We start from the raw sequence: 20,219 nt of genomic DNA, 5'->3' as shown, positions 1-20,219 counted from the left end.
ATTGCTCACGTTTATTGAGATTCAGATTTTTTCTTTTCAACAAGTGCTACAGCTTTTGTGATGATTTGCTCGGCATTTTTTAAGGCGCGTCCGATCTCGACACGTACTGTGGGAATGCCTGAAAAACGTTCCGCATCGTTGATATGCTGATTGGAGGCAATGATACAAAGGTCTGCCTGTCTTGCTTCCTCTGGTGTAATGCCATTCACCTGTCCCATAATTCCTTGCTGCTCGATTTTGATCTCGTGACCGAGCTGTTTACCCGCATTCTCTAACGCCTTTGCTGCCATTGGTGTATGAGCTAACCCTGCTGGACATGAAGTGACACCGACAATTTTCATTGTGTAATCCCCTCTTTCAATTGTTGTTCAATGACTTCGTAATAATAGTCAGCGGTTTGACCTGGTTGTATCTTTTCGATGAAAGCCGGCTCCATGAGGCTTGTCGCAATCCCTGACAGTAATTTCAGGTGTGTGATATTTGCTTCTTCTAATGGAACGAGCAGTGTAAATAAATAGCTTGTGGGCAAATCGTCAAAGCTGCCCCATTCAATCGGTTGTTCTAATTCTAAAAAAAGAAGTGAAGCCGTTTGAACAGCGGAGCTTTTTGTATGAGGAATGGCGAAGCCTTGCTGAAGTCCTGTTGAGACTTCGTCTTCGCGAGTCAACAAATCTGATAATAACCCCGCCTGGTCGTTTGTAATCTGAAGGTCTTCAGCTTTCTCGGCAATGTATTGTAAAATCTCATTCTTTGATCGTCCGTCTACTTGTGTGAAAACATGATCTTTTTGGAACAAGCTGATCCCTTCTCTCTTGTTTGTTAAGCGCTTACAAGTTGATTGTAATGTACTTTTCGACATGGTTAAATAGCATCATTTTCCGTTTGAAATGGCAAAAAGTTTATGAAGCTATTCGTCTTGCTGTCTGTATATCTCAAATCCTAGCTTAAAACGAGTTTAATTATGTAAAAAACAGATTCTACTAAATGCATTTCTGTGATATTCTTCCAAGGTATTACAAAAGATAAGGGGGTCTTTTCATGTTCAAAAAGCAGGTCAAATCCTGTGTGATCGTACTCATGGCCATCATTCTCTGTATGGCGGCATTACCTGGATACGAGGCAGCAGCTGCCAGTAAAGGAACAAATGTCAATGAAGCCATTGGGTTAAAAAATGGTGAAGTCATCTCAGGGACATTACAGAATGAAATGGAAGAGTCATGGTACCAAATCACGCCATCAGCACAAGAGGTGGCAAAACATACACATATGAAAATTTCTGTGAAAAGTAAACAAGTATTATCCGTATCGGTCTATCCAAGTAAAGACAGAGCGATGAAGGATGACACTTATTCGAGATATCGTGTGGACACTGCAAGTGGAGAGACAGAGATCGACTTCCCTCATGCATGGTCAGGTCCTTACTTTGTCAAAGTGCTCTATTTAGGGTCGGAGGAAGACAGCCGTGATGAGGAAGAGGATGCGGCTTATACAATCGGGTATAAAGGAGCTAACCTTCCGCCCTCTGAACCCGTTTTCCCTGAAGACGATGAGCCTGGTATCATTATTATTGAGAAAAAGTACGGGCGAGAAATTCTCCAATCGATTCGTACAATCGAAGATAAACGTTTTAATGAAACACCAAATGGTCAGAAGCTGAGCCGTGTGCTCCAAAAAACAAAGCCATTTCTCAAATCGAAACTCATCAAACAAAAAAATGAGCAGCAAAAGGTATACAATCATCTGCTGACATTAAAGTCACTGCTAAATGACGTAGAGAAAAATGGTGCATTTAGTGGTCATATCGTAACAGAAAAAGAACAACAGGCGATCAGGTCCCTTTTTGATATGCTCAAAGAAGCAAGTCCGGCTTATTTAAAAAAGGAATTAGAAGCCGTCAGTCAAAAAATTGGCATCAATCAGCTTGAAGGAAAATCAGTTGGTTATGTATTAGAGAAACAAAAGCTTGTAAAAGAAGAGAAGGTTAAAACGAATAAGATCATTTTTAAATTAAAGGATGGCCAAACACTTCAATCTGCGAAAAAGAAGATGAAAAGCTATGGCATCCAAGAAAACCGTGTGACATCACAGTCAGTCAGTCCTTTATTTAAAGGAATGTATGTCTATGATGTGCCAGCAGGGCAAGAATCAGCTGGAAAGACTTTAAAAGCAGGCAAAGCTGTCATCAAAAGCACGGCAAGAAAGCTGTCCAGCATGCCGAATGTTGAATTTGCGGAGCCTGTTCAAACCTATCGCGCGCTAAGCAGCGACGCGCAGTATGGTTATCAGTGGCCGCTGAAAAACAGTGCGCAAAACAGCGGGAAAAAAGGCGCTGACGTCAAATTTGAACAAATGAATACACTGATTGGCACAAGCAAAATGAAGCAAACATTAATTGCTGTTGTGGATACAGGTGTAGACAGCCGTTTGACTGATTTAAGCGGGACTGTTCGTACAGACTTAGGTGCGAATCTCATTGGACGAAACAAAGATGCGATTGATGATAATGGACACGGTACGCATGTGGCAGGCATCATTGCCGCAAAATCCGATAATCATTACTCAATGGCAGGCCTTAACCAACATACGGGCATCATTCCAGTGAAGGTACTGGATGCCTATGGCTTTGGCGATACAGAGCATATTGCACTTGGAATTAAGCATGCAGTAGATAAAGGCGCAAAGGTCATCAACATGAGCCTTGGCGGCTACTACAGCCGGGTAATTGAATATGCAATGAACTACGCGGCTCAAAGAAATGTACTAGTGGTTGTGGCGAGTGGAAATGATGGCGTTCCAGAAATGGGCTATCCTGCGACATCAAAATACGCAATGGCCATTGGCGCAAGCAACCGTATGGATATTGCCGCTGAATTCTCAAGCTTTGGTAAAGGACTGAGCATGTCTGCACCAGGGTCTGATATTCCAAGCTTAATGCCAGATGGGAATGTCTCATACCTGAGCGGGACATCAATGGCGACACCATATGTGGCCGCGGCAGCAGGATTACTTCTTTCTAAAAATCCAACCTTGAAGCCGAATCAAGTAAGGAATATCTTGCAAAGCACAGCCGATAACATCTCCTTTACTTCTGTTGATGGAACAGATGACGTTTTCTATGATGAAAACGATGAGCCAATTGTCGATCCGAAAATTCCAGGGATCGATTGGATGACAGGACATGGCAGACTGAATGCATTTGCTGCTTTAAGTGCTGTCGAACTGAACGCATCTGTGAGCAAAGTGGAGGATCAGCATCAAAAGGTGACAGGTAAAGCAAAGGCTGGCGCTGCTATTTCTGTGTATAGAGGCAAAACACTGCTTGGAAAAGGCACAGCAGGCAAAAATGGAACCTTTAGCGTGAAGATCAAGCATCAGAACAAAAACAAAGTCCTTCACATTAAGATTTCAAAAGGAAAGGCCGCTACAACGCTCAAAACAGTCGTCAAAAAAGGCAAAGCACCAGCTAAGCCGAAAGTGGGCAAAGTAACGGTTAAAAGTAAAACGGTCAAAGGGACTGCGGGTGCAGGATTGACCATTAAAGTGAAAAATAAATCAAAGAAAGTCATCAAAACGGTAAAAACAAATAAAAAGGGCGCATTTACTGCCCAAATAAAACCGCAAAAAGCCAAAACAGTCTTGTATGTGACCGCTTCTGATGTGAGAAAAAGAGAAAGCAAAGCGGTGAAAGTTGTTGTTGTGAAAAAGTAAGAGGAGAGCTTCCCTTTCTAAAAAAGGGAAGTTTTTTTGCTTGTTACTGGAAAAATACCAATTAATGTCGATAGTAAAATAGCAGGAAAAAAAGGAGGATTTATCGATGAAAAAAATCATGTTTGCTTTCTTTCTATCATTGCTTCTCGTATTCCCAACCTTTGCAAATGCAGAGGAAACAGGGGCAGTACCAGCTTCCGTTCAAGTAACAAGTGTCACCGCAGCCGATAGTGGATTAGTGAATTACGGCTATGGCAGTAAATATCGCGTGGGTTCTTATTATCCAGCTATGTTTAAAGGAACACTAAAAGATACAAGTGGAAATCTCATGCCTAATCAGCCGATTCAGCTTTATTTTGAAGCAGCAATTAAATCATATGCTCAAACAGCGACAGGCACAACAGACGTAAATGGACAATTTTCACTGACGTTTCAAGTTCCTGCAGGTGCAGGCTACCAAACATACAATAATGCAGGCTGGTCTACACATTACTACGATATCGTTCCAGTGACGTTCACTTCAAACGACATCAAGCTATCTTCAAATGTCACAAGTGTGTACCATTTGGCATATACATCCCGTTACTAATCTGCTGGAAGAAGCGACTTGGCGAAAGCCTTGTCGTTTTTTTTCATAGAAAAAAGGATGTCTTCATGTGACATCCTTTTCTTTTTGTTAGCAAACCTGCTGGGCGGCAACCGAAAGAGTCGATAAACAAACACTCATGAGCCGTGACTCCCAGATTCGATCGAGCGTTTACCTTTTAATTCTGAGCTTTGATGGATAAGAACTTTTACACTTGAACGTTGATCCTTGAACGTTCAGCTTTGAGCTTTTATCAAGGATCATCCAGAGATGATCAGATGAGGAGGGAATGACCTTTCCCTCGGAGGTGTTTAGTTCTATCGATTTTCGGCTCACTAACAAAATTGATTAATCGATCTGTATTTTCGTTAGTGTATTGCTTTCTGACAAGGAAAAATCAACTTCCATTTGAAAATCCTCAATCTCGGTCGAAAGCTTTTCAATCTTCACTCGAAGACGAAGCGGATCGATGATCGTCGCCTCGTTTTCAGCGAGGAACGACTTGACGATCTCTTGGTTGGCAGCCGCTTGTGTTTTTCCGTCTTTTCCAAACAAGGTTTCTAAATGCTGGTCGAGCCTCTTCTTCACATCTTCATTGGTTTGTTCTGCTTTGTCTACTAGCTCTGTGTACACCTTTTTCAATTTCCGTAAATAACGAATATCGTATTCTATCGACGTCTTCCGTTCAATCGCTTCTGCCACCGTCATGCTGACACCCGCAACATCAATCGTTGTCGTCGCATTCGACACAACGATGGCTGATTTGATGGCATTCCGGCGCTTGATTAATGCTTGAATCGATTGGTCATCAGCCTTCGCCTTCTTTTCGATGTCTTCTTGATGTTGAAATCCGTGTTGTATATGTTTCCCGATCATCAATCCACCAAGTACGGCTTCATCAACGGTTCGGTTGATTCTCTTATCTAACATTTTCAGTTCACTTAATGCTCTTGTAATGGTCATTTCCATATTAGTGACAACTCCCTTGATTCATCCTGAAAATCATAGATTCCTATCATATACCAAAGTGTGCTTCTTTTACTAGCGATATCCTTTTTTGTCAAATTGTTTTTGATAGAAAAAAACCTGGCGTTATACACCAGGTTCTTCACGTTTTTTCTGAATCCAAGCTGTCACATAATAGGCAGCATAGCAGAGCGCGATGAAAGGAATGCCGCAGATAAGGGCAATCCGCTGATTTGGATCAAAGGCAATGCCAATCACAGAGGCAAGACACAGGAAGAAGGCAGCAATCGGAACCACTGGATAGAGCGGGGTTCGAAAGGAAAGATCATGGAGCTGTCCGCCTTCCTGTAAAAAACGTTTCCGAAACATAAATTGTGAGGCAGCAATCCCCATCCACACGATCACAACGGCCAGTCCAGAGATCGAAACAAGGACAAGGTATACCGTTTCTGGTGCGATGACACTTGAGAACAAAGAAAGAATCCCACCGATCATACTTAAAATCAGTGCGTTCAAAGGAATTCCTTTAGATGTCAGCTTCGCCAGTTTCTTAGGCAGTGTCCGTTCCTCAGAAAGTGACCAGAGCATACGGGATGACGCGTATAGTCCAGAGTTTGCGGCAGATAAGATCGCTGTCAAAATGACAAAATTCATGAAATCTGCGGCATATGGAATCCCGATGCGATCAAACACCACAACAAATGGACTTTTGATCACCCCAGCTTCTTCCACTGGGATCAAGCCAGCTAAGACCACGATCGTTCCAACGAAAAACAAGACAAGACGCAGTACGGTTGTGCGAATCGCTCTTGGAATGGTCTCATCAGGATTGACGCTTTCACCCGCAGCAATCCCAATTAACTCCGTACCTGAAAAAGCGAAATTGACGGCAAGCATCGTCATTAAAATCGGTAAAAAGCCGTTTGGGAAAAGACCGCCTTCCCCGGTGAAGTTAGAAAGGAACGGAGCGGCCTCACCGCCTTTTAACGGAATCAAGCCAAACATCGCAGCTCCGCCAAGAATAATAAAGAGAATAATAGCCATTACTTTAATGCTGGAAAACCAAAACTCTGATTCTGCAAAAAATTTAACTGTAAAAGCATTGAGTAGAAAGATGAGAAGAGCAAAGACACCGCTCCACATCCAAACCGATGTGTCCGGGAACCAGCGCTGCATTAAAAGCCCTGCCGCTGTAAATTCTGATCCGAGCGCGACTGTCCATGTCAGCCAGTAGAGCCAAGCGACTGTATAGCCTGTGCCGGGTCCAATATATTTTGTTGCATACGTATGAAAGGCCCCTGTAACCGGCATTGCCACAGACAGCTCGCCTAAACAGAGCATCACGAGGTACACAATTAATGCCCCGACAAGATAGGCAAGGATCGTTCCCGCGGGTCCTGCTTGATTGATGGTATACCCAGAGCTTAAAAAGAGCCCTGTTCCAATGACGCCGCCTAGAGAAAGCATGAACAGGTGGCGGCTCGTCATTTTTCGTTGATATTGTTGTGACTGATCTTTTGCTTGTTCCATGTCTTCCCGCCCTTTTGCTTAGAAGTATGTGTGATGATTCATGATGCTATGCTGTGGTAAGTTTTAAGATGTCCGTGATATCTTCTGGGGTTGTCCTGCAGCAGCCGCCGATAATATGCGCGCCGTCTTGATACCATTGATGCGCACATTCACCAAATGTATGCTGAGGCGTATCTCCGCTCCATACCTTTTCTTCAGGATCATATAATTCCCCTGAGTTTGGATACACGACAATCGGCTTGCTCGTCCCCTTTTTCATCTCTTGAATGAGAGACGAGATAAATTGCGGCGGCGTACAGTTTACACCCACAGCAGCGATCTGTTCATAAGGTTCCAGTGCTTGTACACATTCTCTGAGCAAATCTCCTTCACTAATATGAAGGTCGTCCTTCGCGCTGAATGTAATCCAAGCAGATACATCACTGAATTCATCTTGCAGCAGCTTTGCAATGGCCGTTGCTTCAATGAGACAAGGGATCGTTTCACACGCAAGAATATCTGCACCAGCTTCTACTAATGCCTGAATCCTTGGTCTATGAAAATCAATGAGTGTCTGCTCTGTGAGTCCGTAATTTCCTTTATATTCTGAACCATCAGATAAATAAGCGCCGAATGGCCCCACAGATCCTGCGACAAATGGTTTTGTCCGCCCTTTACGACGCGCTTCATCCTGCCAAAAAAGATCGCGTGCCTCTTTTGCTAAAGTGACAGATCGTTTCATTAGTTCAATGGCTTCTTCTTTTGAATAGCCTTTTTCAGCGAAGCCATCAATCGTTGTTTGGTAGCTCGCTGTTGTGGCACAGTCAGCTCCGGCTTGGAAGTAATCCAAGTGTACTTGCTGAATCAATTCTGGCTGTTCAATCAGTATTTTGGCTGACCATAAACTGTCGTTTAAATTGCAGCCCTTTCGTTCAAGCTCTGTTGCAAGTGCACCGTCTAAAATTAAAGGTGCGTGAGCCTGTAAACGGCTTTGAATAGGATTCATCGAATTGAACACCCTCCTTTTTAGTCGGAAATGATGGATATGATATGAGGCAGTAGTTTAAATGACTAAAGTGTTTTTGTCAAGGAGAGGAAAAAGCATGTGACCGCGGAAAAACCCTGAAAACATGCGGGTTTCCATGCATAAACATGCAGTCAAAATAATAGAAAACCAAGTCATTGACAGCCTCTAAAAAGAGATATATATTATGGAAAGGTTCATTTCAGAAAGCTTCGTCAAAAGGCGCTGTCTTTTGATTTTTTTTGTTCAACGACTGTCTTCTTTCGTGCAGAAAGAGGGTTTTTTATATGCTTAAAAAAGGAGGAAAGAAGAAATTGAAAAAATGTGTAAAAGATATCGCAATGATTCTAATTGGTTCTTTTTTATTTGCCGCCGCAGTGAACATGTTTGTCATTCCGCTTGAATTTGGTGAAGGCGGTGTAACGGGGCTGTCCATCATTTTCTATTATTTGTTTGAAATTGCACCATGGCTGACGAACCTAGTGTTTAATGCCATTCTGCTGCTTGTGGGGTATAAATATTTGGACAAGAAGACGACGATTTATACTGTGGTTGCCGTCGCAAGTAACTCCCTATTTTTACACTTGACCACAACATGGGTCGTGAATGTTCACGAATTGATCATTGGGGCCATTTTCGCAGGAATCATTATAGGAATTGGGATTGGTCTTGTGCTAAGAGCAGGCGGTACAACGGCGGGTTCTGCCATACTCGGAAGAATTGCCAACAAGTATTTAGACTGGAACGTGAGCTATGCCATCTTGTTCTTTGATCTGATCGTCGTATTTGCTTCCTACTTTATTATTGGTGCGGAAAAATTAATGTTCACGATTGTGATGCTGTACGTGGCGACAAAGGTGATGGACTTCGTGATAGAAGGGCTTAACACGAAAAAGGCAGTGACGATCATTTCTTCATGCAAAGATGATATTGCCGAAGAAATCAATCACACCTTGGATCGAGGCGTGACGATTTTAAACGGACGCGGTCATTATTCAAAGGAATCGAAGGAAATTCTCTATGCAGTCATTCAAAAACAAGAGCTTATGCGTCTAAAGAAAATCATTAAGAAAATTGATCGAGACGCATTCGTTGTTGTCCATGACGTGCGTGATGTGTTCGGAGAAGGATTTGTGAATATATAAAAACGAAAGGACCCCAAAAGGGTCTTTTTTTTTATATTTATACCTCTTGTCACATGATACTATGTAATGTATAGTATAAATGGTTAGGAGTTGTAATCATGAATGCACAATTAAAAAAAGGTTTACTGGAATTCTGTGTACTGGCGGTATTAAAGAAAGGCGATTCCTATGGTTATCAAATGATTAAAGATATGTCCCATTGTATTGAGATTTCAGAATCGACATTATATCCGATATTAAAGCGATTAGAGCAAAACAATTATGTGGAGACCTATTCCCAGGAACATAATAGTCGATTAAGAAAATACTACCGGATGACACAAAGCGGCCGTGAGCATATGGCGCAGTTTTTAGCGGAATGGGATCAAGTGATGGCGATTTACGACTTTATTTCTGGAGGACAGGGCAATGAATAAAAAAGAATTTTTAGCCAGCTTAGAGAAGCACCTGCATCGTCTAGGCGAAAAAGAAAGTGACCGGTTCATCGAGTATTACGATGAAATGATCGAGGATTATCAAGAAGATGGATACAGTGAACAGGAAGCGGTCGATCAAGTCGGGCAGCCTGCTATCATCGCTGAAGGGATTTTGAAGGAACAAGGAATTAAAACCGTTCAGGTGCCGACGTTTGGAGAAAAAGCCACAAGGCTCTCCATCCTCATTTTAGGCTTTCCATTATGGGGCAGTATTCTAGCAACAGTCTTCCTACTAATTCTTTCTGTGTATATGGTGATTTGGTGCATTCCGCTCGTGACAGGTACAGTGACGCTAGTTGGTCTGCTCGGAGGTTTTTGGAGCATCATTGGTTCTCCATTTATCTTTCAGGACGGTTTGCATGTGGTGGTGACGCAAATTGGCGTTGGTATTCTTCTATTAGGTGTCGGATTATTATGCGGCATGGCCACGGTGTATTTGACAAAGCTATTTGTTCAAATGACTGTTCAAACCACTAAGGCATTCATGGGAATGTTTAAAAAGAAGGTCGTGAGAATATGAATGTGAATGATTTAAAAAAGCAATGCATCAAATGGGGGATCATCTTCACCGTTGCCGGAGGAATTGTCATGGCAATTGGTTTTGGACTATCGGGCTTTGACCTAGATGCATATCACAACAATGACCAGAACAATGTGTTCCGCACTATCAATTGGAGCAAGCCATAAATGAAAAACCCGCTTATGCGGGTTCAGCGTGTAGACAAACCCTCGCATTCGTTGTCAGTCCTGCGTGCTGGTGCTCACGAATGTCAAATTCGCTCCGCGCCAGTACTCGTCCTTCCTAGACTTCAAAGGTTTTCTATCACGCTGAAAAGAAGACAAAGGGCTAAAATCAAGATCATTTTAGCCCTTTGTCAACAATCTGAAAAACCCGCTTATGCGGGTTTTTTTGCTCTGGCTACAAAGAAGAAATAACAGCAAAGTGCACCTAGTTCACAAAGCATAATGATCAGGCCCATTGGAAAGGCTGTTTGGCTTCCGGCTAGTCCGACAAGAGGTGTCATGCAGGCGCCTAGCAGCATTTGTGCCACACCGATCAGGGCAGCCGCACTTCCTGCATGTGCGCCGTGATGCTGCATCGCAAGAGACGGGGCAGAGGTGCCGACAATTCCAACGCTTGAGACCACAAAAAAGAGCGGAATGAGAATGCCATATAATCCAGCATCAATGGAGATCATCAAAAATAAGGTGATGCCGCCTAAGGCAGCTGTCAGCAACCCAATGCGAAGAACCTTCTCTTCGCCGATTTTAGCAGCGACGCGGGCAAATACTTGTCCAGCTGTGATGATCCCAAGACTATTCACTGCAAAGGCAGCACTGAATCCTTGTGGAGAAAGGTGAAAAAGCTCCTGAAGCACAAACGGTGAGCCAGAAATATAAGCAAACATCGCTGCGAATACAAGACCTTGCGAGAGGGCATACCCTACAAAGAGACGATCACTCGCTAAAATTTTCATGGCACTTACAATCTGTTGAAAGCCTCCTGTCTGTCTGCGCTCCGTAGGTAAACTTTCTTGAAGTGAAAAAATAGATCTCAGCAGCATCAAGGCCCCGAGGATGCCTAATAGAACAAATACACCCTGCCATGTGGTAAAGCGTAACATCTGTCCGCCCACAATAGGTGCCGCTGCCGGAGCAACCCCGTTGACCAACATGAGCAGTGCAAAGAATTTCGTCATTTCTGATCCTTCATAATGATCTCGCACAATGGCTCGTGCAATGACAATGCCTGCTGAACCGGCGAGTCCTTGAATCAATCTTAAGAGGATGAACATCCAAATCGACGAGACCACCGTACATAAAAGAGAGGCGGCGATAAAAATGATTAAGCCGATCATCAGCGGTTTTCTTCTGCCGATCGTATCACTAATAGGACCTGCAATCAGTTGTCCAAGCGCGAGTCCAATCAGACAAGCCATCAGACTTAATTGGGACAAAGCAGTGCTTGCTTCAAAATCTCGTGCAATATGAGGCAATGCAGGTAAATACATATCCATTGCAAGCGGTGCAAGGGCGGTTAAAGAACCAAGCAATGCAGCAAGGAGAAATCGGTTTTTTTTCGATTCTTGGGGATAAGATAAAGAACTCATATGACATTACACTCCTCGTATACTTCCTCAAAACAGCATAATGAATCGAGCGTCCCTTTTCAATGGAAATTTTCAAAGAGGATTCCGTGCAAAATAATTGATCTTTCGAAGGAGACTCTTTACATTGAATGAGTAGAGAAAAGAACAAGGTCATCGACATGCAGTATTTGCATGATACGTATATCTGGCAATTAAACAACAGGAGGTGCTGACATGGAGCAGCAAGAGCTGATCATTCGTCAAGCAGTCAAAGAAGATCATGAGGCCATTAGACACGTACTAATCAAATCCTATTCACAGTATGAGCCTCAATTTACAGAGGAAGGCTGGCAAAATTATTCTGCTGCGCTTGCAGCAGCTGTAGATAATCCAAACATGGAGCTGATGCTTGTGGCGGAGCTTGAAGGTCAGGTCGTAGGGACGCTTCAAATGTTCCGATCATCAGAGCAAGCGTATGACAAACCCGAAATGGGCATTACATCAGCCATCGTCCGGTTTTTAGGAGTAGATCCCGATGTCAGAGGAAAAGGAATTGCAGAGTCATTGTTACGTAAAAGTATTGAGCTCACGCAATCATGGGGCGAAAATGTTCTGTACCTTCATACCTCTGATAAAATGCAGGCTGCCATTCGTCTTTATGAAAGAATGGGCTTTGAGCGTGCACTAGATAAAGAATTTGTGAATCAAAATGGGACGCATGTTAAAAGCTATCAATATGTCATCCAGAAAGAACAACCAGCTGGTTCATCACATCACGCATAATAAAAGGAAGAGCACGTCCTCGATGGACAGCTCTTCTTTTTTTATTTACGCCCACAGTATAAGCGCCCAATATGATATCCCCCACGAGATTAAACCGAACATAACAAAGAATTTTAACATGCGCTCATAAGGAGAAAGCTTTCGTTCTCTCTTCGTTTTCACCAGCCGCCAATAAAGGGCATAGCCGCAAAAAATGAGGATGATTTGTCCAAGCTGTGTAAGGTTTTCAAGAATCGTGATTCCGTTCATTTATTTCACCTCATCAATAGGTCTTCCATATGTGAATGCAGCAACCCTTTATTTTTTCAAAAAAAATCGGTGTATACTGGAAAGAGAGAATCTAGATGCAAGAGGGAGTTGTGACATGGTGTTTTCGCTACATGCGGATCGGTGGGATGAAGTAATCGAGAGAAAAATCAAATACGATCAGAAGATTGTGGAACATACGTGTCAGCTGTTAGACGCACAGGGACAGCAGGCTGTGCTGTTTCACAAGATTGAAGACACGTTTACGATGAGGGCAGGTGATGGTGCTCTGACGATTCCAAAAGGGAGCTATACGACCGCTTATTATTGGAAGGATCGTCCTTACAATATGTATTTCTGGAGAGATGATCAAGGGAAGGAACTAGGTTCTTATTTTAATATTGTGGGGAATACATCGTTCAACGGCCAGCTGGTCATGTTTGAAGACCTCATTGTTGATCTTCTCGTTCTTCCGAATGGTGATTTTTTTGTATTGGATGAAGATGAGTTGCCAGAGAGTTTAGTGGATTTTGAACAAGGTTCAGTGCACCGAGCATTAGAGAGTGTGATGGCTTCGTTAGAAAACATACTTGATCAAGTGAGGGCAGATGTTGATGGAAAATATCATCACAGCTTGTTTGCACCGCTGTTAAAATAGAAAAAAACGATTCCTTTCAGCGAGGAATCGTTTTTTCTGTTACACCTTGATACGGTTTAATCGTTTTTGTAAACTGGTTTTCGTTTTAGAAGCTTTTAGCTGTTTGACAGCGGATTGCGCCGCTGCTTTTGTTTTCTTCGTTCGTTTGGTTTCCGCTTTTTTGACCTTTTGTTTGGCGTCTGTCACTTTCTTTTGATAGGCGACCTGTTTTTTGACTTTGTCGAGCCGATTTTGCAGGCTTGTTTTTTCTTTGCCTTTGTTTAACTTTTTGATGGCCGCTTGTGCGCTTTTAATGGCGCCTTGTGTTTTGCTTTTTTCGGCTGTTTGAACCTTTGCACGTGCCAAGCGGATATCAATGGTTCCTTGTACCTTTTTCACCCGTTCAGTGAGTGCTGTTTTTTGCTTACTTGCAGTGAGTCGGCCAATTCTCGTTTTGGCTTGATTGACATCTGCCTGCTTTTTAGAAGTTTCGGCTGTTTTGACAGCGCTAGTCGCAGCCTTCAAAAAGCTTGATTGTGCTATATATTGCACGCGGCCATAGCCGAATTGTGGATCCTTTCCTTTTGCGCCAAGATCCACTGTATAGCTGCGCAATAAGGTGCGAAGCTGAACATTTGTTTTCTTCGGATGAAGCTGCTTCAACAGTGCCAGCATGCCTGTGACATGCGGTGCGGCTTGTGATGTACCAGTTGCATACCAATATTCATTTTTTAAATAAGTGCTGATGACGTTCTGACCAGGGGCAGAAAATTCAATACCTTTCCCTGTATTTGAGATAGAAGCGAGTTTGTCTTTGTCCGTCGTTGCAGAAACGGCAATGACGCTATTGTAGGCGGCAGGATAGCTGATATGATTCTTCTTCCCATCATTCCCGCTTGCAGCGACCACAAGCAGTCCTCTTTTGTATGCTTCATCCACTGCTGAACGCAAAATAGGGATATTGTCTTCAAAACCTAGACTTAAATTCATAATATCCATCTTGTTGCTAATGGCCCAATCGATTCCTCGAAGCAGACTGTACAAGTCGCCTTCTCCCTTTTTATCTAACACTTTCACAGCATACAGCTTCGCGCCAGAAGCGACGCCGACTGTGCCGTAATCGTTATTGAGGGCACCAATCGTTCCTGCGACATGTGTGCCGTGTCCTTCATCATCTTTATAGGAGGAAGTGTAGTTCACGAATGATTTACCGCCGGATATCTTTAAATCCTCATGGGGAGAAATACCAGTATCCAAAACGGCTACCTTCACATTTTTCCCCGTGACGCCTTCTTTTATCGCTTGCTTTACATTCAGCTTTTGCAGGTTGTAAGATTTTTGAACCAATGCATCCTGATTCGTAGAGGCAGCGGTTTTTTTCATCGTAGAAGAAGCGAGTTTGACCTTTATGTTTTTTGAGACATACGCGATGTTAGGGTCTTTTTTGAGTGACGTGACCGCTTGTTCATCTGCTGTCACAGCGACAGCGGGAAGATGTATGTACTGTGCGTTCACTTTTTCACTTTCTTCAATCGCTGTTTGCTTTCCTTTTTGGTTTTTATAGACGATGATGACATCTGTTTCTTTTGGCGGTGCAGCTGCCTGCGATTGGTAAGGCAAGGCAGTTGTCAACGCAAGAAGAAACGCGATGACTACGAATATTTTCTTTTTCAAGGCGATAGCCCCTTGCATACGATGACCTCCGTCTTTTTTTCTCTATTATATCGGAGAAATGAGAAGGATGGTTAGAAGAATCATATTGTTTGTCAGAAAGTTTTTTTTACAAGTAACCTGAAATTGAAATTCATACAAATCTAGTAGACAATAGAGAGAACATAATAAGAGAAAGTAGGATATGCTGATGAACGTAAAAGAGTATATGACGTATGATGCGATTGGCTTGGCGGCACTTGTACGGAATAAGCAGGTAACGCCAGACGAGCTTGTACAAGCTGCATTTGCTAGATTGAATGAGGTCAATCCTGAACTAAATGCGTTGATTCAGACAAGACAAGATCAAGTATTAAAAGAAATCAAGACATTACATACGAATCAGCCGTTTGCGGGCGTTCCATTTGTACTGAAAAATATATCGCAAGGGCTGGAAAATGAACCGCTGACAGCAGGAGCTGCATTATTAAAGGATGTAAAGGCAAAAACGGACTCCCACTTTGTCCAGCGATTGAAGCAGGCTGGATTTCTCATGATGGGACATACAAACACACCAGAATTCGGATTAAGAAATGTAACAGAACCTGCTTTACATGGTCCAACGAGGAACCCTTGGCATCCTGACTATTCTCCTGGAGGTTCAAGCGGCGGGACGGCAGCAGCTGTTGCGAGCGGCATCGTACCTGCTGGTGGAGCAAGTGATGGTGGAGGGTCCATTCGGATTCCAGCATCCTTTACAGGTTTGTTCGGTCTCAAACCAACAAGAGGAAGAACACCGGTAGGACCAGGCGCAGGAAGGCAGTGGCAAGGGGCATCCATTGACTTTACACTTACAAAAACAGTGCGGGACAGTGCAGCCCTTCTTGATCTACTTCAAGTCATTCAGCCTGAAGCGGCTTTCCAAACGCCATTATACGACGGCAGCTATCAAGAAGATCTAGTGAAACGTACATCTTCTATGCGAATTGCTTACAGTGTAGAATCTCCAGTTGGTACGAAGGTCAGTGAGGAAGCGAAGCAGGCGGTGCAGCAAACAGTGAAATGGCTGAGTGATCAAGGTCACCAAGTAGAAGAAGCAAGGCCTGCAATCGATGGAATTCATCTGATGCAGCAATACTACGTCATGAACAGCGGAGAAATGTCTGCGCTATTCACGTCCTTGAATCGTTCATTAGGACGTCCAGTCAATCCGGAGGAAACAGACATCGTGGCATGGGTGTTGGCAGAGGCTGGCAAGAATGTAACCGCTGCTGCTTACACAGAAAGTCTTGATGCATGGGATATGGCGGCTGCACAAATGGCGTCATTTCATCAAACCTATGATCTCTTTGTGACACCAGCGACTGCCTATTCAGCTCCTAAGGTTGGTGAGTTGATGCATTCGAAAGAAGAAATCACAGAACTTTTACGTGTGTCATCTCTCTCAATGCAAGCGCAGCAGGATCTCATTTATGACATGTTCTTAAAGAGTCTGACCTACACACCATTTACACAGCTTGCCAACTTAACGGGTCAGCCTTCTATGAGCGTTCCTGTTCATCTCACTAAGGCGGGCATGCCTTTAGGGGTACAGGTCACAGCACCTAAGGGGAAAGAGGATTGGCTGCTTCGGCTTGCAGCAGAGATGGAGACATCCTCGATTTGGAAAGGAACAAATCAACTCATACGTTGAAACGACATTTGTCTATGGAGGGAAAAGAGTGTCACACGTGAGTACGAAGGATAGAATTATTCAAACGGCCGCACTTCTTTTACGCAAACAGGGGTATCATGCGACAGGATTGAATCAAATCATTAGAGAGAGCGGCACGCCTAAAGGATCTCTTTATTATTATTTTCCAAACGGAAAAGAAGAGCTAGCCATAGCAGCCGTTGAATATATTAGTCAAAAGGTCATCAATCGAATTGAAGAAAGCTTTGCCTATTCGGATGATCCTTATATCGCCATCGACCGCTTTATGACAAACATCATCCGGGGATTTACGGAGCAAGAAAATGAAAGAGGGATTCCAATTGTCTTGCTGGCGGCAGAATCCAAGCCAGAACATACGCAGCTTCATACTGCATGTAAACAAGAAATGATCCGCTGGCAAAAGCTTGTGAAAGAAAAGCTCATGAACAGCGGATATGAAGAAAACAAAGCGGATGAGCTGGCTTCTCTCCTTCATTCAATGGTGATTGGGGGTCTATCGATGACCACCGCACTCAAACAAACGACCCCGTTAGAACATGTGAAATGTTACCTTAGACACTTATTTATGCGAGAAGAGTAAAATCTCTCGCATATTGTCTATCTATTATATCAATTGGTCTATATAATAAAGATAGTCAATTAGTCATGAGGAGTGATGGGATGTCGGAGCAACCGCAATCGATCAAGCAATCCGAAGGAACCTCTTTTTATACCGTGTCTGGTTCAGGGAAACTGTATGGGCTGGAAAATCAGCTTGTTCATGTGCTGGCAGAAGTAAATCAAACGAATCAGCTGTTTGAGCTTGTCTTAATCACAGGTGGGAAAGGAGCTTATTTTCCACTTCACTGTCATGAGCACTTATTTGAAACCATTTTTGTGCTGGAAGGAAAGCTTGAAGTGATCTTGGACGGTAAAAAATATATGGTCACAGCCTTCGATTATATTCATATCCCACCCAAAACGATCCATGGCTACAGAATGCATAGTCACAAAACAAGATTTATTTCATATACGTTGGGCGGACAAATGACAGATGTCTATCAGCAAATTGGGAAAAGGCTTCAGCGGAACGAATGGCCGATGACCGATCATGCTTTCGATGCAGACAGCTTTGAACAAGCTGAAAAAGAAAGCGATATCATATTGATGCATGGTATCCGGCAGCTGTCAAATACAACTAAGCCCTCCGTTTTATTTCATAGTCAGCTCCCTCAGGCGGTGCAGCCCTACGTATTAGAGGCTGGTGAAGGGAAGCAATACATTATTGATGGTCAGCTTCATGAGCTGATCGCAACAACAGAAACAACTGGAGGCGGGTTCAGTCATTTTGTGATTGAAGGCGCGAAGGGAAAGTATTTTCCTCCGCATTATCATCAAGTACATACAGAAGCACTCTATTGCGTTGAGGGAAAAATGAATCTGCAATTGAACGGAGAAGATATATGCCTGATGCCGGGTGACTTTGCCTATATACCGCCGGATACAATTCACTCTTCTGAACTCGTGTCCCATTCTAATAAATTTTTGCTATTGCTGCTTCCTGGAAAGATTGAGCAGTTGTATGAGCAGTTTGAAGAATCACAAAGCCCGAGTATATGTCCTTATTTTATTCAAGAAGGGAACTTGATGATTGATCGAGAGACTTCCTCTCAATATGATTTGGTCTTTATTGAAAAAGGATAAATAGGTAACGCGTTACACATGATTGTATAAGTGCCTGTCGAACCGATCGACGGGCTTTTTTGTTTTTTAATAATCCTGATCTGATGCATGAACCATCCATTCAAGGTGAAGCTATGTACAGATGATTTTCGCTAAAGGAGGAAATGCATGTGAGAGCTGTTACTTATCAGGGGAAAAATAGCATTGCAGTGAAGAAAGTAGATGCGCCATCTATTCAAGATCGGGAAGATGTGATCATTCGAATCACATCAACAGCAATTTGTGGATCTGATTTACATTTGTATCAGGGGAATTTCCCGCTTCCAATCGGCTATGTGATTGGGCATGAGCCAATGGGGATTGTGGAGGAAGTTGGCCCGGATGTCACGGCAGTAAAAAAGGGAGACCGTGTCGTTATTCCATTTACCGTTGCATGTGGTCAATGCCAATATTGTCATCACCACTTAGAAAGCCAATGCGACAACTCAAACCCGCACTACGATTCGGGTGGACTTTTTGGATATAGTGAGAAATATGGGAACTACCCTGGAGGACAGGCAGAATATTTACGCGTGCCTTTTGGGAACTACACTCCGTTTAAGATCCCAGATGATTGTGAGCTGGAGGATGAACAATTGCTGTTCTTATCGGATGTTCTTCCAACTGCTTATTGGAGCGTGGAGCACGCCGGTGTGAAAAAAGGTGATACGGTCATTGTGTTAGGCTGTGGACCTGTTGGGTTAATGGCACAGCAATTTGCATGGCAAAAAGGGGCAGACCGTGTGATTGCGGTCGATTACATTGATTACCGTCTGCGACATGCAAAACGAATGAGCGGCGTAGAAGTATTTGATTTTACAGAAGACCCAGACATGGGAGAAACGTTAAAGGAGCTGACCAAAGGTGGAGCCGATGTTGTGATCGATTGTGTGGGAATGGACGGGAAGAAGTCGCCGCTTGAAAAAATTGAGCAGAAACTTAAGCTACAAGGTGGAACGATCGGACCGATTCAAATTGCCACAAAAGCCGTCCGTAAATGTGGAACGGTGCAGATGACGGGTGTGTACGGCGGCCTATATAATATGTTCCCATTAGGTGCCTTTTTCGCAAGAAACGTCACCCTGAAAATGGGGCAGGCCCCGGCGAGAGGCTACATGTCAAAGCTCTATCAAAAAGTGACAACCGGTGAAATTGATCCTAAAGCGATCATCACACACCAATTGCCGTTAGATGATGCCGCTCATGCATATCACATATTTAATGATAAGAAGGATGATTGTATAAAGGTCATCTTAAAGCCATAAAAAAGAAGGCTTAGGAATTCTCCTAAGCCTCAGCGTGTAGACAAACCCTCGCATTCGGTGTCAGGTCTGCGTTCTGGTGCTCACGAATCTAAATTCGCTCCGCTCCGGTACTCGTCCTTCCTAGACTGCAAAGGTTGAAAAGAGGACAAAGGCTTAGGAATGTTCCTAAGCCTTTAATGGCTCGTCCATCATTTTTTCGATTAATTCAAAAAATGTTTTTTTATCTTCTTCTGAAAGGTGGTTGAACAGCTGATTGACAAGCAGCTGGCGGTTGTCGATCATTTGTTTTGCAATTTGTTCACCTGATTCAGAGAGTTCAATCCATACAGTGCGGCGGTCATTATTATTTCGAGAGCGGATAATCATCCCTTCATCTTCTAAGTGATTGAGAGCGGTTGTTGTTGCAGAGGGAGATAATGAAACTTCCTGCAGAATATTTTTCACAGTACATGATTGATGACGATAAATGATGCGTAAAATAAACCCTTTCACATTCGTGACGTTTTTCGGAATGTTCTCTTCATCTATTTGTTTCGTCGCCTTTAAATACTTTGTCAGCGCATGGTCTAATAAACTTGCCTCTAGCTCGAAATGTTGCATTCTCCATACCTCTTTTCCTATTGCATTCGCATTTTCCGATCAATTACTAGGTCTATCTTATCATAATAGTTATCATCATTTAAACCAAAATGGAAGACGGCTATAAAATTACCTATATT

The 20,219-nt window shown here is 43.2% G+C and carries 21 protein-coding genes; 12 read left to right on the top strand and 9 right to left on the bottom strand.

Annotated elements, in window-relative coordinates; genetic code table 11:
- Nucleotides 1–11: 11 nt before the first annotated feature.
- Both MHH40_RS09030 and MHH40_RS09025 read right to left on the bottom strand, forming a co-directional pair.
- Nucleotides 12–341 (bottom strand): PTS fructose transporter subunit IIB, encoded by a 330-nt coding sequence (locus MHH40_RS09030; RefSeq protein WP_034620720.1) that lies wholly within the window; start codon nt 339–341, stop codon nt 12–14.
- Entirely contained in the window at nt 338–859 is a 522-nt protein-coding gene (locus tag MHH40_RS09025) for a PTS sugar transporter subunit IIA (RefSeq protein ID WP_223251400.1), read from the bottom strand. The genes MHH40_RS09030 and MHH40_RS09025 overlap by 4 nt, the downstream gene beginning before the upstream one ends.
- Nucleotides 860–1,038: 179 nt before the next feature.
- Here MHH40_RS09025 and MHH40_RS09020 point away from each other — a divergent pair, with 179 nt between their 5' ends.
- Both MHH40_RS09020 and MHH40_RS09015 read left to right on the top strand, forming a co-directional pair.
- Nucleotides 1,039–3,708: a S8 family peptidase gene (locus MHH40_RS09020; RefSeq protein ID WP_340900958.1), complete on the top strand. Its 2,670-nt coding sequence runs from the start codon at nt 1,039–1,041 to the stop codon at nt 3,706–3,708.
- Between the two features lie 106 nt (nt 3,709–3,814).
- On the top strand, nt 3,815–4,297 hold the full coding sequence (locus MHH40_RS09015) for a hypothetical protein (protein ID WP_212046253.1): 483 nt from the start codon (nt 3,815–3,817) through the stop codon (nt 4,295–4,297).
- Nucleotides 4,298–4,642: 345 nt separating this feature from the next.
- On the opposite strand, the gene MHH40_RS09010 is transcribed toward MHH40_RS09015, so the two are convergent.
- From MHH40_RS09010 to mmuM, 3 genes are all read right to left on the bottom strand, one after another.
- Entirely contained in the window at nt 4,643–5,263 is a 621-nt protein-coding gene (locus MHH40_RS09010; RefSeq protein ID WP_003216967.1) for a hypothetical protein, read from the bottom strand.
- A 123-nt stretch (nt 5,264–5,386) separates the two neighbouring features.
- Nucleotides 5,387–6,790 carry an S-methylmethionine permease gene (mmuP, locus tag MHH40_RS09005; protein ID WP_050943350.1) on the bottom strand — a complete coding sequence of 468 codons (1,404 nt, stop codon included), beginning with the start codon at nt 6,788–6,790 and terminating at the stop codon, nt 5,387–5,389.
- A 46-nt stretch (nt 6,791–6,836) separates the two neighbouring features.
- The gene (mmuM, locus tag MHH40_RS09000; RefSeq protein ID WP_212046252.1) at nt 6,837–7,775 is read right to left on the bottom strand and encodes a homocysteine S-methyltransferase; all 939 of its coding nucleotides are present in this window, start codon (nt 7,773–7,775) and stop codon (nt 6,837–6,839) included.
- Nucleotides 7,776–8,107: 332 nt separating this feature from the next.
- Between mmuM and MHH40_RS08995 the strand changes: the two genes are divergently transcribed.
- The 4 genes from MHH40_RS08995 to MHH40_RS08980 all read left to right on the top strand — a co-directional run bounded on the left by MHH40_RS08995 (nt 8,108) and on the right by MHH40_RS08980 (nt 10,101).
- Complete coding sequence (locus tag MHH40_RS08995) at nt 8,108–8,938, top strand: YitT family protein (protein WP_034320763.1); 831 nt, start codon at nt 8,108–8,110, stop codon at nt 8,936–8,938.
- A gap of 98 nt (nt 8,939–9,036) precedes the next feature.
- Nucleotides 9,037–9,354, top strand: a complete 318-nt coding sequence (locus MHH40_RS08990; protein WP_012008800.1) for a PadR family transcriptional regulator — start codon at nt 9,037–9,039, stop codon at nt 9,352–9,354.
- Nucleotides 9,347–9,934 (top strand): DUF1700 domain-containing protein, encoded by a 588-nt coding sequence (locus MHH40_RS08985; protein WP_050943346.1) that lies wholly within the window; start codon nt 9,347–9,349, stop codon nt 9,932–9,934. Before MHH40_RS08990 ends, MHH40_RS08985 begins: the two co-directional genes overlap by 8 nt.
- Nucleotides 9,931–10,101: a hypothetical protein gene (locus MHH40_RS08980; protein ID WP_003217225.1), complete on the top strand. Its 171-nt coding sequence runs from the start codon at nt 9,931–9,933 to the stop codon at nt 10,099–10,101. Before MHH40_RS08985 ends, MHH40_RS08980 begins: the two co-directional genes overlap by 4 nt.
- Before the next feature lie 209 nt (nt 10,102–10,310).
- Here the strand turns inward: MHH40_RS08980 and MHH40_RS08975 are convergent, their stop codons facing one another.
- Nucleotides 10,311–11,525: a multidrug effflux MFS transporter gene (locus MHH40_RS08975; RefSeq protein WP_050943343.1), complete on the bottom strand. Its 1,215-nt coding sequence runs from the start codon at nt 11,523–11,525 to the stop codon at nt 10,311–10,313.
- A gap of 213 nt (nt 11,526–11,738) precedes the next feature.
- On the opposite strand from MHH40_RS08975, the gene MHH40_RS08970 reads away from it, so the two are divergent.
- Nucleotides 11,739–12,287, top strand: coding sequence for a GNAT family N-acetyltransferase (locus tag MHH40_RS08970; protein WP_050943341.1), 549 nt, complete (start codon nt 11,739–11,741; stop codon nt 12,285–12,287).
- A gap of 45 nt (nt 12,288–12,332) precedes the next feature.
- Here the strand turns inward: MHH40_RS08970 and MHH40_RS08965 are convergent, their stop codons facing one another.
- Nucleotides 12,333–12,536: a hypothetical protein gene (locus tag MHH40_RS08965; protein ID WP_050943339.1), complete on the bottom strand. Its 204-nt coding sequence runs from the start codon at nt 12,534–12,536 to the stop codon at nt 12,333–12,335.
- Nucleotides 12,537–12,651: 115 nt separating this feature from the next.
- Between MHH40_RS08965 and MHH40_RS08960 the strand changes: the two genes are divergently transcribed.
- Nucleotides 12,652–13,191: a DUF402 domain-containing protein gene (locus MHH40_RS08960; protein WP_170966022.1), complete on the top strand. Its 540-nt coding sequence runs from the start codon at nt 12,652–12,654 to the stop codon at nt 13,189–13,191.
- Nucleotides 13,192–13,230: 39 nt separating this feature from the next.
- Here the strand turns inward: MHH40_RS08960 and MHH40_RS08955 are convergent, their stop codons facing one another.
- Entirely contained in the window at nt 13,231–14,862 is a 1,632-nt protein-coding gene (locus MHH40_RS08955) for a S8 family peptidase (RefSeq protein ID WP_050943337.1), read from the bottom strand.
- A gap of 169 nt (nt 14,863–15,031) precedes the next feature.
- Here MHH40_RS08955 and MHH40_RS08950 point away from each other — a divergent pair, with 169 nt between their 5' ends.
- From MHH40_RS08950 to MHH40_RS08935, 4 genes are all read left to right on the top strand, one after another.
- On the top strand, nt 15,032–16,513 hold the full coding sequence (locus MHH40_RS08950; RefSeq protein WP_050943466.1) for an amidase: 1,482 nt from the start codon (nt 15,032–15,034) through the stop codon (nt 16,511–16,513).
- Nucleotides 16,514–16,541: 28 nt separating this feature from the next.
- Nucleotides 16,542–17,114: a TetR/AcrR family transcriptional regulator gene (locus MHH40_RS08945; RefSeq protein WP_233421694.1), complete on the top strand. Its 573-nt coding sequence runs from the start codon at nt 16,542–16,544 to the stop codon at nt 17,112–17,114.
- Between the two features lie 80 nt (nt 17,115–17,194).
- The gene (locus MHH40_RS08940) at nt 17,195–18,217 is read left to right on the top strand and encodes a quercetin 2,3-dioxygenase (RefSeq protein ID WP_050943335.1); all 1,023 of its coding nucleotides are present in this window, start codon (nt 17,195–17,197) and stop codon (nt 18,215–18,217) included.
- A 149-nt stretch (nt 18,218–18,366) separates the two neighbouring features.
- The gene (locus tag MHH40_RS08935) at nt 18,367–19,500 is read left to right on the top strand and encodes a zinc-dependent alcohol dehydrogenase (RefSeq protein WP_050943334.1); all 1,134 of its coding nucleotides are present in this window, start codon (nt 18,367–18,369) and stop codon (nt 19,498–19,500) included.
- A 165-nt stretch (nt 19,501–19,665) separates the two neighbouring features.
- On the opposite strand, the gene MHH40_RS08930 is transcribed toward MHH40_RS08935, so the two are convergent.
- Nucleotides 19,666–20,100, bottom strand: a complete 435-nt coding sequence (locus MHH40_RS08930; protein WP_050943332.1) for a MarR family winged helix-turn-helix transcriptional regulator — start codon at nt 20,098–20,100, stop codon at nt 19,666–19,668.
- Nucleotides 20,101–20,219 lie beyond the last annotated feature (119 nt).

The organism is Bacillus sp. FSL K6-2431 (assembly GCF_038005165.1).
Taxonomy (GTDB): domain Bacteria; phylum Bacillota; class Bacilli; order Bacillales; family Bacillaceae; genus Bacillus; species Bacillus pumilus.
The sequence above is the reverse complement of the archived record's forward strand: the minus strand, read 5'-3'. Positions and strand labels throughout refer to the sequence as shown.